At 59.3% G+C, this 15,049-nt stretch carries 12 protein-coding genes and 1 pseudogene; 6 read left to right on the top strand and 7 right to left on the bottom strand.

Annotated features, from left to right (window positions below):
- On the bottom strand, positions 1-485 hold a 485-nt coding region (locus tag EN943_RS26020), incomplete at its 3' end, for a PHB depolymerase family esterase (protein ID WP_206522807.1).
- Positions 486-692: 207 nt separating this feature from the next.
- On the opposite strand from EN943_RS26020, the gene EN943_RS26015 reads away from it, so the two are divergent.
- From EN943_RS26015 to EN943_RS26000, 3 genes and pseudogenes are all read left to right on the top strand, one after another.
- Entirely contained in the window at positions 693-1,055 is a 363-nt protein-coding gene (locus EN943_RS26015) for a DUF2182 domain-containing protein (protein ID WP_245268656.1), read from the top strand.
- Positions 1,056-1,205: 150 nt separating this feature from the next.
- Positions 1,206-1,540, top strand: a pseudogene (locus EN943_RS26010) (DUF5939 domain-containing protein); the annotation flags it as partial.
- A 241-nt stretch (positions 1,541-1,781) separates the two neighbouring features.
- The gene (locus tag EN943_RS26000; protein WP_245475971.1) at positions 1,782-2,075 is read left to right on the top strand and encodes a conjugal transfer protein TraD; all 294 of its coding nucleotides are present in this window, start codon (positions 1,782-1,784) and stop codon (positions 2,073-2,075) included.
- A gap of 279 nt (positions 2,076-2,354) precedes the next feature.
- On the opposite strand, the gene EN943_RS25990 is transcribed toward EN943_RS26000, so the two are convergent.
- Complete coding sequence (locus EN943_RS25990) at positions 2,355-2,696, bottom strand: hypothetical protein (RefSeq protein WP_064995300.1); 342 nt, start codon at positions 2,694-2,696, stop codon at positions 2,355-2,357.
- A 523-nt stretch (positions 2,697-3,219) separates the two neighbouring features.
- Between EN943_RS25990 and EN943_RS25980 the strand changes: the two genes are divergently transcribed.
- The gene (locus tag EN943_RS25980) at positions 3,220-4,113 is read left to right on the top strand and encodes an ankyrin repeat domain-containing protein (protein WP_127415179.1); all 894 of its coding nucleotides are present in this window, start codon (positions 3,220-3,222) and stop codon (positions 4,111-4,113) included.
- A gap of 664 nt (positions 4,114-4,777) precedes the next feature.
- Here EN943_RS25980 and EN943_RS38470 read toward each other — a convergent pair.
- On the bottom strand, positions 4,778-5,128 hold the full coding sequence (locus tag EN943_RS38470; RefSeq protein WP_127415178.1) for a hypothetical protein: 351 nt from the start codon (positions 5,126-5,128) through the stop codon (positions 4,778-4,780).
- Between the two features lie 2,199 nt (positions 5,129-7,327).
- Entirely contained in the window at positions 7,328-7,558 is a 231-nt protein-coding gene (locus EN943_RS38465) for a hypothetical protein (RefSeq protein ID WP_245268655.1), read from the bottom strand.
- A gap of 477 nt (positions 7,559-8,035) precedes the next feature.
- On the opposite strand from EN943_RS38465, the gene EN943_RS25945 reads away from it, so the two are divergent.
- Both EN943_RS25945 and EN943_RS25940 read left to right on the top strand, forming a co-directional pair.
- Complete coding sequence (locus tag EN943_RS25945; RefSeq protein ID WP_127415176.1) at positions 8,036-10,198, top strand: serine hydrolase; 2,163 nt, start codon at positions 8,036-8,038, stop codon at positions 10,196-10,198.
- 109 nt (positions 10,199-10,307) lie between these two features.
- Positions 10,308-12,023: a ShlB/FhaC/HecB family hemolysin secretion/activation protein gene (locus EN943_RS25940; protein WP_064994123.1), complete on the top strand. Its 1,716-nt coding sequence runs from the start codon at positions 10,308-10,310 to the stop codon at positions 12,021-12,023.
- A 27-nt stretch (positions 12,024-12,050) separates the two neighbouring features.
- On the opposite strand, the gene ampH (EN943_RS25935) is transcribed toward EN943_RS25940, so the two are convergent.
- The 3 genes from ampH (EN943_RS25935) to EN943_RS25925 form a co-directional block, all read right to left on the bottom strand.
- Entirely contained in the window at positions 12,051-13,208 is a 1,158-nt protein-coding gene (gene ampH, locus EN943_RS25935; RefSeq protein WP_064994122.1) for a D-alanyl-D-alanine-carboxypeptidase/endopeptidase AmpH, read from the bottom strand.
- 45 nt (positions 13,209-13,253) lie between these two features.
- Positions 13,254-14,402 (bottom strand): D-alanyl-D-alanine-carboxypeptidase/endopeptidase AmpH, encoded by a 1,149-nt coding sequence (gene ampH / locus EN943_RS25930; RefSeq protein WP_127415175.1) that lies wholly within the window; start codon positions 14,400-14,402, stop codon positions 13,254-13,256.
- A 61-nt stretch (positions 14,403-14,463) separates the two neighbouring features.
- Positions 14,464-15,049: peptidoglycan DD-metalloendopeptidase family protein (locus EN943_RS25925; protein WP_164778371.1), on the bottom strand; the 586-nt coding region annotated here is incomplete at its 5' end.

Genomic DNA, 15,049 nt, shown 5'->3' with positions numbered 1-15,049 from the left:
TCGGGATAGTCCGCCAGCATCACCGCCGCCATAGCGCCGCCGGCGGATAGACCTGTGAGAAAGATCCTCTTGCGATCGAGGCTATGCGTAACCACTGCCGCCTCGATCATCTGGCGGATGGACAGTGCCTCGCCGCTGTCGCGCCTGATATCGCTTGGTACAAACCAGTTGAAGCAAAGATTGGGGTTGTTGGCGCGCTGCTGCTCTGGGAACAGCACCGCAAAACCATGCTCGGCGGCGAGCTCGCTCCAGCCGGAGCCATGATCATAGCTGGCCGCGTTCTGGGTGCAGCCATGCAGCACGACGACCAGCGCCGCCTGCCGGGCCAGGTTCTTCGGAAGATAAAGCCTCGCGCGCAAGGCTCCGGGATTGGACCCGAACCCTGTAATTTCGGACAAGTGAGCGTCGTTCCGTTCCCCGGATCCAGCTGCTGGCCGCGCGTGCATCGCGCTCAGGCGAGCGATCGTATCGGATATATTTCGCAAGTCGGTGTCCTTGTGCGCCGGAATGGCACGGTCGTGCACAACGCGCATGCAGCAATATCGTTGCTGCGATGCACAAGAACAAGCCGTCCCGTCCGTGAACCTATAGATTGAATTGCGCGCTCGGTGACGCGAACTCAGAGGCCCAGCGCTAGTCTAAGCCTAGTTTATGCGCTAAGGATTTCTCTCACTTTCGCCGCCAACTGCTGCATGGAAGCCGGCTACGTCGCCGGGCTCTACCAATTCACGACCCTCAAGCACATTTGCCTCAGCCATTGCCGTTCGCCGCTCGCTTTCGTTGCTCAGCACTGGCGCGACGGGCGTGTTGGGGCGCTCAAGATGGGGCTGCGCCACGGTCTCTATTGCTTTGGCTGCTGCTGGGCGCTGTTTGCCGTGCTGGTCGCGACCGGCATCATGAGCGTCGCTTGGATGCTGCTTTTGACGCTGCTCGTCTTCGTCGAGAAGCTGCTGCCCCGTAGCCGCCGCTTCGAAGGTGGTTTGGGCGTTGCTTTAGTGGCCCTCGGGATCGTTGTATCGCTCGGGGCGATCGATAAGGCTTGGATGGGTGGCTAGACGAGCAGGAGCATAAAGCATCGCTGCTGGGACGGCAGACGCTTTCGACGGCAATCCATTCGCATCGTGCTGGTTTTTTAGTAGGCTGTCGCGAGGAAAGGTTGAGGATCCGGCGTAACGATAGTCGACGATCGTCTTCTCGAAAGCAAGATGACCAAGGTGGAGCAAGATCGAGCTTGGAGCCCACGCATCATCTCGAAATTCGAGACGCTGATCAGGAGCGCCGACGACCACTCACTCTATCGCTCAATCCGCTGAGCTTTGCTCGCGACCGCGCAATCGCCGAGCCTGAAGCAATCGACCTCTTCCTTCACGCCGCCCGCTGTGGCTTGTTCGACATGAGCTGGGATGTGCTGTGTCCCCAGTCCGGGATGGTGCTCGATAGCTTCGGTGCCCTGCGCACGCTGAAGACCCACTACGTCTGCGGCCTGTGCGACGTATCGGGCGACACCGACCTCGACGACTTCATCGAGGTCACCTTCTCTTCCGGTCCGAGCGCGTCGACGAGAAGGAGGGGCATCCGGCAGCACGGACCTCAAGGGTTCGACCGCCATGTATGAGCGCCTGGGTGACTCTCAACGCCTATGCTTTGGTCCGCGAGCATTTCGCTCTGGTCAACGCGGCGGTCCCGGCGAGCTGCTCCGGCATCTCAGCGCAACCCTCGCAGCGCTCCAACACAGCCGGGCGGCTCACAATCGCCGGCAGGCGGCACAGGCTCGCAATGACATGCGCACGTGGCAGGTCGAGCGCCGGAAGCGCACCCGACATCTGATTGAGCTCGGCGGTCTCCTCGTCAAGTCAGGCATCGTGGAACTGACCAACGACGATCGCGCAATCATCTACGGCGCGATGCACTGGATCGCCGCGAAGCTCCAGAGCGAGGAATGCGAGCAAGCACTATGGACTGCGGAGGGTAGGCAGGCGTTCGATGCGGAACGGCATGAAGCCCAGTCGCGCCACAAGATGGAGGGGCGTCCGCTCCTCGAAATCTCTGCCATTTGCCTGCGCTCCCCGTTGTAAAAGGAAGGCGACCATTTCCGGTTTGTCGTAGCTCGCTGCAATATGCAAAGGCTTGTAGCCGGCCGGGGGCTTTACAGCTTCGATATCGGCACCTTTGTCCAGCAGGAAGGCTGCCATTGAAATATCGCCCTGGAGAACGGCCGCGTGCAGCGGCGTTCCCTCGTCACCTTATTCGTTCACATCTGCGCCGTTCGTCACGAGGCTCTGGACAAGCACCAGATTGTCTTAGGCAGTCGGTCCTGCAAGGTTGAGAACATTCGCTCGGAGCGGCCCCTGGCTTCAGGCGAATAGGCTGGAATATGTTCGATGCCGAGCCGATCGAGCGCCCGGCCAACCTGGGTCAAGCGAATCTTGTCGACAGCACCGCCGGCCCGGCAGTCCCTTGGCGACGAATGTCTCCAGAAGTCCCTGAAAGCTCGACGACGTGCCTTCCTCCTCGATCAGGAAGGCCGAATAGATCGTGCTCGTCGCATCGTCCATCGTCACGATCAGATCCAGCATCGGCCCACCCGCCAGCCATTGATGACGGCTGCCATCCTGATGCAGCATCATCCCCTCGCTCGGCTTCCTTGCGCCGGTGAGCACCGCGCAGCTTGGCCCGTTCCACCAGCCCAGCCGCATGAAGCTGCGTCTTGATGAAGGTCTAGCCCCAGCTGAAGCCATGATCGCGCAGCAGGTGTTCGTGGATTGCTTCACGTTCCAGCCAAGGTAGCGGTGCGATAAAGTTCCAGCATCTCCTCGATGGCCTCCGGGGCACCCAGCGCGTCGAAAGCTTGCCCAAACGCCGGTCGAGCAACCCAGCCTCCCCAGCCTCTTCGTAACGGTCGCGGTCACGCCGGAATTTCCGCTCCGACATGCCCAGCAACTCGCCTGCCTCCATCATCGAAAGATCGCCGCCATTCCAGCGGCTCGCAATACATCCCGAAACTTCTGCATTCTCCGGTCCTCTAGCCACGCTGCCCGCTTCATCCCCAGCCTCCATTCGCTGGCGATAAAACCGGACAACTCGCGTGCTACCAAATCCGGACAACTTATGTGCTTACGACAGCAGTTGCTGAAATACATTGCCGCGATTAAGCATTCGGACTAAAGTCATCCGTTCTCGCAGCGTGCCGCGTCCTCCGGTTTGACACAGGGGTGCCGAATGCGCATGTCCTTGCTTTTCATTTCACTGCTGATTGCACACATCCCGATTGTATCGCATGCCGCCATTCACGACGCCGCCGTGAAGGGAGATGTCGCGGCAATTACGGCAGCGCTCGACGCCGGTGCCGGCGTCGACGAGAGCGATGGAAAAGCAACGCCGCTCTATCTTGCGGTTAGGGGCGGGCATCTTGCGGCGGCAAAACTGCTCATGGAACGAGGTGCCGACGCCAACATTGCCCCGACGCCGCTTTTGGGACCTCCCCTCATGCCGGCTTTGGCAAAACGCAGGGTCGACTTGATCAATCTGTTGCTGCAGGGGGGCGCAAATCCAAATGCGCAGCGCGGCGGTGAATCCGCCCTTCACATCGCCGTCAGATCCGGCTGTCTCGATTGCGTGAAGGCACTGGTCGAGGCCGGCGCCGATGTGAATGCGAAGACAAAGGACGGCAAGACACCGCTCCACATGGCAAAATTCAAGGGGCAACATGAAGTTGCCGCCTATCTCTTGTCGCACGGCGTCGTCTTGCCAACGCCAGCCCCTATCTCGATGAAATTGTCAAATGCGGATGTCGAGAAAGGCCGAACCTACTTCACCTATGTGTGTCACGGTTGCCACAATGCCGAGCCACAGGGAGAGACCAAGACGGGGCCCAACTTGTGGGGCGTCGTCGGCCGCGACAAGGCATCCATGGCAAGTATGCGTTACTCCGACACATTGCTGGGCTGGGAGGGTGTATGGACGTATGAGGACCTGAACACATATCTCTTCGGGCCCATGCTCACAACGCCGGGCGTCAAGATGGAGACGCCCGGTGTCCCGGACGAGACCGAACGGGTCAACGTGATCGCGTACTTGCGCACACTCAGCGACAAGCCGATTCCGCTGCCCTGAACCCTACCCTGGTCCCTCCCCAGTATCGCCCCTTTGTAAAAGCGCACTGGGGAAGCCCTGCCAATGCCAGCGCGCAAAAGAAGCCTTTAACGCTTATTCAATTTATCTATTTTAGAATGTGCTAATGCGCTTCTCAATCCTGCTTTTTGGCTGGGCAGCATTTTGCGGTTGGGATTTCGCCGCCAATGATGGCCAAACCATTATTGGCCTTGGCGTGCGAGTTGCCAGGCTATTCCACCTCTCCGGGCTAATTTGAAGTTAGGACGACGTCAGCGCTTCTTCACCTTCGGCGTGATCTCCTCGACCCGCACCTTGTCGCCGATCTCCCTTAGCGAGCGGGTATGTCCGAGGCAGGCTCGTCGAGAAAGGCCCCTGCCCCTTTTTACTAGCTCTCGACGTGCGCCGCTTACCCCCGGACGGCAAACGCTGTCGCAGTCTGCCTTGATCGTCAAGCGACTGTTCTGTTCGCGTGTTCGTTAGCTCAATGAGGTTGCACTATTGTCACATTCGGTGGACGCGTATGTGTGCGCGCAACTGCAAGCCCTCCCTGAGGTCCTTTCACCCGAGAAACTCCGGCAGGAGCCGTACGTTCCCGATTGCTAAAATTCTCTGCGCGCCGTCACCCAACCAGACGTTTTTGCCGATTCCGCCGTATAAGGCCGCATCATACCTTCGACTTCCGCCATCCTGCCCACCATGCTTGCCATTGAGAGCAGAACCAGCGCTCGCCTTTGGCCGAGTTGACGACCGTTTCGTTGTAATGTCGCTGCCCGGGCATGTGGTAGATGCGCTCGCCTGCCACGCTGATGTTGCCCTTGGTGGCGCAGCCGCTCAGCGCGCTAATGCCGCCGCCCTGACGATGCACTGTGGGGAGAGGATGCTGTACGGACTGCGGTAAAAGGTAGCTTGCCCCGGCAACGCCGCAAAGCAAGACAGGGATTAGCGGCCGCTGCTCTAACAGCGGACGCCTACGTCGCCTTATAGGCCTGGAAGCCTTCTGCCCCTGTATGCCCACGCCCCTTCTCCCCGGTGGGAGAATGCGACTCCTAAGGCTTGGAGTCCGGATGGGGCGGGCTCACCGGTCCTGTGGTGTTCCGCCGGATGAACGGGACTTCCTTCCCGGTCACTTCCCGCACGGCTTTAGACAGCGCCTCATGAGGACGCGCGTCTGCTGGTAGTGCTCGCAATATCGGAAGTGCTGGCACCCGTCTTGCACCGAAGGCGGTTGCCGGCTGATCCCCGGCAGCTCCTCGGGCTTGAGGCAGTAGTTGGGGGGCCTCGCCCGGCGAGTTCACCAATACGGTTTGTCAATGTTGAAGGGTCGCCCGCAACCATCGCTGGGCCTTGCGGGGGCGAAGCTTGCGCACGATCCCCTGCGCTCATTCGTCGTCTTCCCAACTGTGAGTTTTTTCCACGGAGTTCATGGATGGCGCACAATGCAATGGAAATCTACATACCCCGGTGCATATCATTATTTTAGTGATCACTAAAATCCTCGATGATTTGAACGCCAGAGTTTAACGCAGCCCGTGCGATTTCAGGGCGACGTTTCTTCTGCGTGGGGTTGGATATGCGTGCCCGGATGTTAGTTAGGAACTCGAAGGCTACAGAAGCCTTCGAGTTAAGCGTGAAAATCGCGTCCTTGGAAGAGGAGCAGAGGCGAAGAGTGGCGAGCTCGGCCGGTATGTTAAAGCTGGCGCAAGTCGGCCAAGAATTAAAGTGGCTCCGGTTTCGCCTGGCCATCCTGGAAGACTGTGTGGCGGCGCTTTCAACCAAACACTAATTTATGTGCCCGTACTGGATTAGCCGGGACCATCATCGGCCGCCTTCAGATGAGACACCACCCTCCCGACGGGTAGGCTCGGCAGTGTTTGGTTTTTCTTCGGTTCTCTTCGTCCCAAACTGGTAAAAAAGCGCGAATGACAATATGAGATATCCCACCTGGAAAACGATCAAGATCAGCAATGTCCATGCAAGCGACTTCCAGAACGAGCCTGTTGCTAGATAAATCCAGATCGCCGCCACGGTCGAAGTGGCGAACATCCCAATCAGGAATCGCGGAAAAAACATTTATGCTCAATGCCGCCCCATAACTGGACCGACCGGGTCTCTCGCGTCTACTCCCTAGAAGCATTTAACGTTTCACTAAATTAGTAATTACGCAAGTCATGCTGAGAGGTGACGCCGGCGAGCCCGCTTGTCACCCACTTCAGAATATAGGATTTTATCCTCGTTGCAGCGATCCCCTCAAAACGGAGTTCGCCAAATGGCTAGGTCAAAAGGTTCGCAGAAGCCATCGCAGGCTGAAATTGAGCGCTTTGTGGCGGCAGCGGAAGCGCCGCACTTGAGCATCATCAAGCCCTTCATATCCCCGTATTGCGAGCACTACGCGCGCTGGTGAGGTCCATGACCCCCTCTTGAAATCGATCGAGAGGATCACCGGCAAGAAGGCACCGTTCATCCAGCCGAATATGGGGACCAGTGCAGCAAGCCGTCAATGCGTTGCCAGCGCGGCAAGTTACAGGGGACATTACCCGAGCAACGATAGCTAGCGTAGCCAGATCGCCTGCCGGTTTAGCGGTCGCCTAATACGGCTTATGTCTTGCCTGGTCGGTGCCTTGGGTTCAGCCAAGGATCAGTTGAGCTAGTACCATAGTGAGAGCCATCGATACCGGAACGGCTATAAGGCAACACGTCTCAATGATCCTGTTTTCTCGCTTATCCATCTTCGTCACCTCCCGTTTTTCGTTCTCATTTTGACGTCTACAGCCAGCCGTGAGAAGCGGTTCCAGGCGGTGGCCGTCAGAGATGCCGCCGGTGCTGCATATTAGCAACACCTTGTCGAACCCTCGGCTGCCGAGCATTAGTCCTCCTCGCAGCGGCGAAGCGTGGCGCCCCGCAACCCTGCATGATGTCTTCGAAGATCGGGCCGATCTCTTCATCGATCTCCTGGCCCGGAATGCCCTGGCTCGCGCTGCCCGTTTTGCGTCCACAGCCATGTCGATCACCATCAACACAGGGTCGTTGATCGGATCGTCCTCCAAATGATCCGATATCCAATGGGAGAGAAAACCGCTTCCCCGCTTGCTCATTCTTCCCGAAAGTCCTGCAGCGATGCATGGCAAGAGTCTGCCTCGCCACGCACATGCTTCACGCTTCATGCCTTTTGGCGCCGATCTGGCGTGGCTTTGATGCCATCCCCTCCAGACCGGCTTCATCGATCAGGTGATGGATTGGCCTCGCCGGGCAGCGCCTGGCTGAATTGGATGCGGATTTTGGCGGGGATCACGCTTTCAAGGATCTCACGCCGTTCCTCCAGTGCCATGTCGCGCAGGTCATGACCGTTGAGGTGCGGCAGGTCGAAGGCGACAAAGTAGAGGTCGTGCTGCCGTCGTGTGATCGCCTTGCGCAGCTCGACGAAGTCAGACAGGCCGGCATCGTTCAACACAGCCGCACTTTCGCGACGCCAAGTGACTCCACTTGGCTGCAAATGCGCGCTGGTCGCCGAAGGTGCGTAAGCGCACCCCTTGATAGGGGATCGAAATTCCGCATGTCAGGGTCTGCTCCAATCGGAGACCGCACGGCTCAACCATTCGCCGGAAAGGACTGTTTCTCGCCGATACGAGCTCGTAAACATGGCTCCCTCCGAGTTCACGTCGGACAAGCGGAAGCTCTCGGCGCTGAAGTTGCAGGCTGCCGCGGCGATAGCGGCGTTTCTGACAAAGATTCGCCATATCAAAATCGAGTTCACCTTCCGTCATCCACTCTTTGGATGATATGGAAAAAGTGCTCGGGAGACGAGAAGGTCGGTTAAGGAGGCGAACTGACATTCGCCGAAGATCGGAGGATGCATGTCGAAGACCGATGCAGTCAACGCATGCGGTGAAGTCGCCAAATGATAGGCGGTTGTTTCAGGCCGGGGATGGGCGGTTGGCTTGGCATTGCGCTCCTGGCCCTCTTGCCTTCCGGTCCGGCCTTCGCTTTTGAAAGCCCGGATGAAGTTAGCGCAGCGAATCCCCTGAAATGCGGAGCACCTGACGATTATTCCGGGTCGAGCGAATGGGTCAGCAACTTCAGCATCAGCGACAAGCGTCAACCCGTCGGTCCGGTCTTTCAGCAAACACGAAGCAACGTTCTTGATCGTAGGGTTGCGCTTCTACAGAGCGTACTCACGGACAAATCTGTTTACGCCTCAGCGATTGATGGAGTGTTTGGTTCGCAGACAGCAAGCGCTGTGAAGTCCTTCCAGAGCACATATGGAATGCCCGTTGACGGCACAGTGGGGATGCAGACCGGTAGTGCACTCGGGCTGCCGTTTTGGCAAGCGAACAAGGCGCGCAGTCTAGCCCCGCCATTTCGCGACGATGCGAAATATCCTGAAGCTACTGAATTCAACTTCAGAAGTCTGGTCGGGATCGGCAATTTCTTTAGCAGCCTGCCGGACGCTGACTATAGTTCCTCAAATGCGCTTACTCGGAGGGCCCTTCGAACAAACAATCCCGGCGCCATAAACATCTCGAAATGGCAGCGAGACAGCATGAGAGGATATGTGGGTTGCACTCTGCCAGACCGGTACGGCAACCAAACTGCCATTTATGAAACCCCAGAGTATGGGGTAGCTGCTTGGGGTTTTCTCCTCCGCAAGATCTATTTCCACGGAAACAAGTCTAAGGTCACCGTCGGCGACATTGTGTATAAGTATAGAGGCGACAATTCCCGCGATCCTTACATTGATGGATATAAGAAATATTCGGATGGCAAATTGGTCGAAGATTATGAAGTCGACCTGTATAGCAATCGTGAACTCGCGATGCTGGCCATTGCCGCCTACTCGCACGAACTCGGCTCCTGGTATCCTCTCACGGACAAACAGCTTCTGGCAGGCTTTTCAATTACCGATGATTATATTGACTCGGACGTCAATGACGAAGTCATCGTGTCTTCTGAAGAGATGAATCCGGATCTCTATGTAAAACATCCTGATAGCGAAGGCCCGGCACGCTCGACCGGCTTAACCGCGGCTCAGTTGAGAACGGCCGATGCAAAGGTCCAGGCCGGCCTACAGGAGCTCCTCGATGCAGAGGATGGACCTCCCGGGGCGATCGCCACGCTCTACCGCGACGGTCGCATGACCGTACTCACAGCGGGGCGCGCCGATGTCATATCGGGTGAGGCGCTGGGGGTCGACCAATACATGCGCATCGCCAGCATCTCAAAAGCATTCAACGGCGCCATTGCCCTGCACCTCGTCCAGAAGGGCCGGCTCGGCCTCGACGACACCATCGGCCAGCACCTGCCTGATCTGCCGGCGGCATGGTCGGCCGTCACGGTCCGCCAGATGCTGAACCACACCAGCGGCCTGCCCGACTACTTGCAGTCCAAGGGCTTGGCCGAGCAGGTCGCGACAAATCCTCAAGGTTACGTGCAGCCCATTGAGATCATCGGCTGGGTCCGCAACGACCCGCTCGAGTTTACGCCCGGCACCCAGTATACCTACTCCAACACGGACAACGTCGTCGTCGGGCTGATCGCCGAGGCGGTCACAGGAATGCCCTACGGGACGCTGCTGAAGAACATCGCGTTTGGTCCTGCCGCCCTCGCCCGGACGAGTTTCCCCACGCGCGACATCGCGCTGCCTGGGCCCGCCATCCACGGCTATGTCGTCGCGCCCGGATCCGAGCCGAAAGACGTCACGACCTTCGTCAGCCCGAGCGGTGCGTGGGCGTCGGGCGCGATCGTGTCGACGCCTGATGATTTGTCGATGTTCATACGGGCAGATCTCGGACTGAAGTTCTTCGGCGCTGCCGAGCAGATTGAACAGATGAAGTTCGTGGCCGGCAATTCCAGTCCGCCCGGACCCGGGACGAACGAGGCCGGTCTCGGACTGTTCCGCTACACCACGCCGTGCGGTGTCGTTTATGGCCACACCGGCAGTTTCCCGGGCTACACGCAGTGGGCGGCATCAACCGCCGACGGGACGCGCTCGGTCACCACCACGCTGAACATCGCTGAGCCGGCTGGCGCGTTGCTCGACCGCTTGCGGGAGGTTCAGGCTCAGGCGGTCTGCGCTTTGTTGGGGCACTGACGGGTGTGCATCGCGGGATGACGGACCCCGACATATTTGCTAATTTGCTAAACCAAGTTTCGAATAACCGTTGATTTTCCCTGCCACGACATGTCAGCGAGTTTGATTGATGCCTCTTCGCAAGGCGCTGTCCCACTGGTTCGACGCAGTACGTCGCGTGTCCATCAGTCTTGCAACCAGTGCCTTCATGGTCGGACCGAGCCTTAGCCAGACGATCCCCGAGCGGATCGATTCGGTGGTTTCGGATCAGAACGAGATCATCCGACGCTATTCCGCTCCGAGGAAGCCCGGCACGATTGACCTGTCAGTTCCGGATGCACGCAAGGCAACGAGCTCGGAACAAGCCGAAAAAACAATGTTTACCTTGAGGTCGATAACCGTTCGAGGCGCGGTGACGGTGCCCAGCGCTACGCTGGAGCAAGCGTGGGCCGCGCAGCGGAACAAAAAGATAAGCGCCGCCGACCTTTACGCCATCGCCGAGCGGATCGACGAGATCTACCAGAAGGCCGGATATTTCTCGTGGGCCGTCGTTCCCGAGCAGGACTTTTCATCCGGCAACGTCGTCATCGTTCTCTACGAATCCTACGTGCGCCGGGTCACCATCAACAGCGCCATCCCTGATATTGAGCGGCGTTTGAAACCTTACATCGATCGCATCGTCGCCATGCGGCCAATCCGGATCAAGGAGGCCGAGCGCGTGCTGTTGCTGATGAGCGATCTTGGCGGCCTGACCATCGAAGGCACTTTCATTCGGCCCGAAACGCCCTCCGCCGGCGGTGATCTGAAACTCGACATTGGCTTCAAGCGGGCCGGCGCAAACACAATAGTCGACAATCTCGGCAGCAAAGCCGTCGGCCCATTTCAGCTGACCGGCACCGGCACCTTCAACGATGCGCTTAGGCTGTTCGATGTGGCGAACATCGCCCTGGTGACCATTCCGGACAGTCCCGAGGAGTTGAAGTTCGTGCTGGCTTCGCACGATGTCCCGATCGGGTATGACGGACTGCATGTAGGATACAGCATCGGTTATGTCTCTTCCCAGCCGGGCGCCGACCTCAAGCCTCTCGATGTCGACATAGCCTCTAGGTTCGGCAGCGCGTATGTCAACTACCCACTGCTGCGGACAATTGACCACAGCCTGTTTAGCCGCCTTGAATTGAACTTCAAGGACAACTCGCTGGCGTTGGGCGGCGAAACGCAGACGGATGAGGACCTCCGATGGCTGGCGGCCTCCCTTAAGTATACCGGTGAGTTGGAAAACGGCGCCATCACGCTGACAGGTACTTTCGGCCAAGGCCTCGACGGCTTTGGCGCGAGCAGCAGCACCGATCCGCTTGCACCGCGTCCAGGCGTTCCTGATGACTACAGGTATTTTCGGGGCGACCTCGACCTTACCAAGGAGATCGCTTCGCTGGCCGTCGCCCACCTCAGAGTGGCTGCGCAATATGCGCCGACGGCGGTGCCATCGTCGGTCCAGTTGGTGCTCGGCGGCGATCCCTATGGCCTGGCTTTCGATGGCTCGGCCGCTTCAGGCGATAGCGGGATAGCGGCCTCGCTGGAATTGGGACGCAACATCGAACTCCCGGAGGCTTTGCCGATCCCAAATCTGAACGTGTTTGCTTATGTCGATTACGGTGCGGTCTGGAACCACGATACGGGCGTGGATTACATCGAGGCGGAACTCGGCTCGGCCGGAATAGGTGCAAAGGCTGCATTTGGGCAACACCTCAATGCAAGGGCGCTTGTTGCGGTACCGTTCAGAGATAACCGAGGTCTGACTGATACCGGCACGCGTTTTTTGTTCCAGCTAATCAGCTCGTATTAGGTGGCGTAGCTCCCGCCTGAACTGCCCTTATCTTGGCGCAAGTTGCGCGACGAGATCATTCGTTGCTGCGACCATCGCCTTGAACCCGCCGACACTGAACTGATTGATCGAGGCGAAGACACCGACACCGCGCGTTGGCGCCAACACCACATAACTGAACTGCCCCTGCAATCCGCCGGTCTTGTTGAGCATCATGGGCTTGTCCTTGTCGGCCAGAACTCCGACCCAGCCAAGCGTCATCATTCCCATCGGCCCCGCATCGTCGATGCCGATTACCGGCGAGAGACCGTCGCGCCAGAGCCAGCCCGCATGGTCGACGGTACGCTCCGCATCGCCGGCCGCATCCTTGCGAAGGTGCCAGGCCATGAACTTCATCATGTCGGCGGCGGAGGTGTAGAGCCCGCCCGCGCATCCGATCGTTTCCGGCGAAGGAACGAGGGGCAACGGTGTGCCGTCGAAGAAATGGCCCTGCATGGTCCGCGCCGCATCGCCTTCCGCCAGGTTGAGCTTGGTGTCGGTCAGTTGGCGGGGCGTGAGCACCCGCTGGGCCAGCAGATCGCCATAGGACTTGCCACCGGCATTGGCCAGCGCGAGGCCGAGCAGATCGTAACCCCAGTTCGAGTAAAAGGCACCCGTGCCGGGAGGGAAAAGATAGGGTTCTGGCTTCGCAAGCTCAGCGCGGCTGAGGTCGAAGGTATTGCCGGCGAACGGGTCGTCCGGCGTGCCGCCTGTCTGGTTCGGTACCTCGCGCGGCAGGCCGGATGCCTGCGTCACCAGATCGATGAGCCTCGGCGTTCGTCCTTCGAGCCCAGGCACGGTCCAGTCCTTCCCGAGGTGTTTGGCAAGGGGATCGGTCGCGCCGATGACGCCATCCACAATCATCGAGCCCATCAGATCGCCGCAGAAGGTCTTGGAGATCGAGGCTATCCGCATCAGCGTATGTTCGTCGGGCACCTGCCCCGAGCCCTTGCGGATTTCGCCGAAGCCAGCGAAGGCCGTCTCGCCGTTGCGAACCGCGGCGATCACGAGTCCAGGAGCGCCCGAGCCCAGGAAGGCGATGCCGCCGGCAAATCCCACGGCTTCCTCAAGCAGACGATCTTTGGCGGCGGCGACGTGAGGAGCCGCAAGGACGCAGGCTGCCGTGAAGCAGAGGATGAGCAAGCGCCTGTGGCCTGAACCGGTCATTGGAATGTCCTCGACGAGAAATCTGATTGTGAGACGAGAGCGCAGTCAGCGGGGCGCGAGCTGATAGATCAGTTCGTTTACTGCGTGCACCATTGCTTCAAAGCCCCCGGCGTTGAACTGGTTGATCGCCGCGAAGACGCCGACGCCGCGCGTCGGCGCGACGGCAACATATGTAAACATGCCTTGTCGCCCTCCGGATTTGTGAAGCACCAGCGGACGGTTGCCGTCAGCCTCTACCACAACCCAACCGAGTGCCATCGCATCCATCGGCGCGCCACCGTCGTCGAGGCCCAGCGCCGGAGAGAGCCCATCCCTCCTGACTAGGCTGGCGTGGTCGATAATGCGGCGTGCATCGTCCTCGGAGCCGCCTTGAGCCAAGTGCCAGGCGATCCACTTCAGCATATCGTTGGGCGTCGTATAAAGCCCCGAGGCGCATTCCATCGTCATCGGTGTCGGCACGAAGGGAAGCGGCGTGCCGTCGAAATTGTGGCCCTGCATCAGCCGGCCCTCGTCACCAGGTCGCGGATTGAAGACCGTGTCCACCATGCCGCGTGGCCGCAACACGCGCTCCTCCAAGACGGTAGCGTACGGCTTGCCAGCCGCTCCGCTGATCGCCAGTCCCAGGAGGTCGAAGCCCAGGTTCGAATAGAGCGCGCCAGTTCCGGGAGGAAACAGAAACGGCTCCCCGTGCATGGCTGCGATCATCGCTTCCTTTGTGTGGCCGGCGTAGGGATCGTTGGGTGTTCCACCTGCCTGGGCCATCTCGCGCGGCAGGCCGGATGTCTGTGTCGCGAGGTCGATGATCCTTAGGGTCCGCCCATCCTTCTCCGGCACCACGAAACCGTCAGGCAGGTGCGTCTGAACAGGGTCAGTCAGGCCGATCTCTCCTTTTACCAACAAACTGGCGAGAGCGTCTCCGCAAAATGCCTTCGAAATGGATGCCACTCGCATCATTGTGTCGGCATTCGGCTCTATGCCGGATCCGCGGACCGTTTCGCCGAAACCGGCAAACGCCGTCTCGCCGTTGCGAACGCCGGCGATCACCAGGCCCGGCGCGCCTGAACTCACAAAAGCGAATGTACCGGTGAATTCGACCGCTTCGTCCAGCAGCCGATCGGCGTTTGCAGGACTTGCGCAGGTAAGGACGGCAGCGGCAAGGAAAAGACGTAAGGGTATTGTGCGGGTGGCGGTCATCGGCTTCGAGCTCACCATTTCGGAAATCAGGGCGGACTGTCCACTGCCTTTTACAAGGCGATCACTGTGGCCAGTCAACAACAGAGAGGTCAAGCGGCAGCACGTCTTCCAGTTTCTGGGGCGGGACGCGCGGCGTAAGCGTCATCGGCGATCCGGTCGCTTCCGCCATGTCAAAATCCTCGGTGGCCTCGCCGACGGCGGTGATGGTAAAGCTGTCGAACACGTAGGGGAGGCCGTCCGAGGCCAACGGAGAAGCGCTGTCCATGACATGCAGGTGCAAATGCGGCGCTTGACTGTTCCCGGTATTGCCGACTTCGCCAATCTGATCGCCGCGCTGCACCTTGTCTCCGAGCTTCACCTTAATGCTCCCCGGCCGCATGTGGGCGTAGTTGACGAACAAGCCCGAGCCGATGTCGAGCACGACGAAGTTTCCGTCGGCCTCGTCAATCGGCAAGTTGGCGGGCAGCGCACCGGGCACTTGGTCCTGCAAGTCGTCGCGCGTCCCGACCACGGTGCCGTCGGCAACGGCAAGGATAGGCTTGCCATAGATGTGGTAGTTCGCAGGAACCTTAAGGTCGCCCACGACCAGCGTGTTGTTGTCGGCGATTTGCTCCCAGTCGATAGCGAAACGTTGGGCAGGGTAGAAC

The organism is Mesorhizobium sp. M7A.F.Ca.US.006.01.1.1 (genome assembly GCF_003997935.1).
Lineage (GTDB): Bacteria > Pseudomonadota > Alphaproteobacteria > Rhizobiales > Rhizobiaceae > Mesorhizobium.
This window is presented reverse-complemented; position numbering and strand designations above follow the sequence as displayed.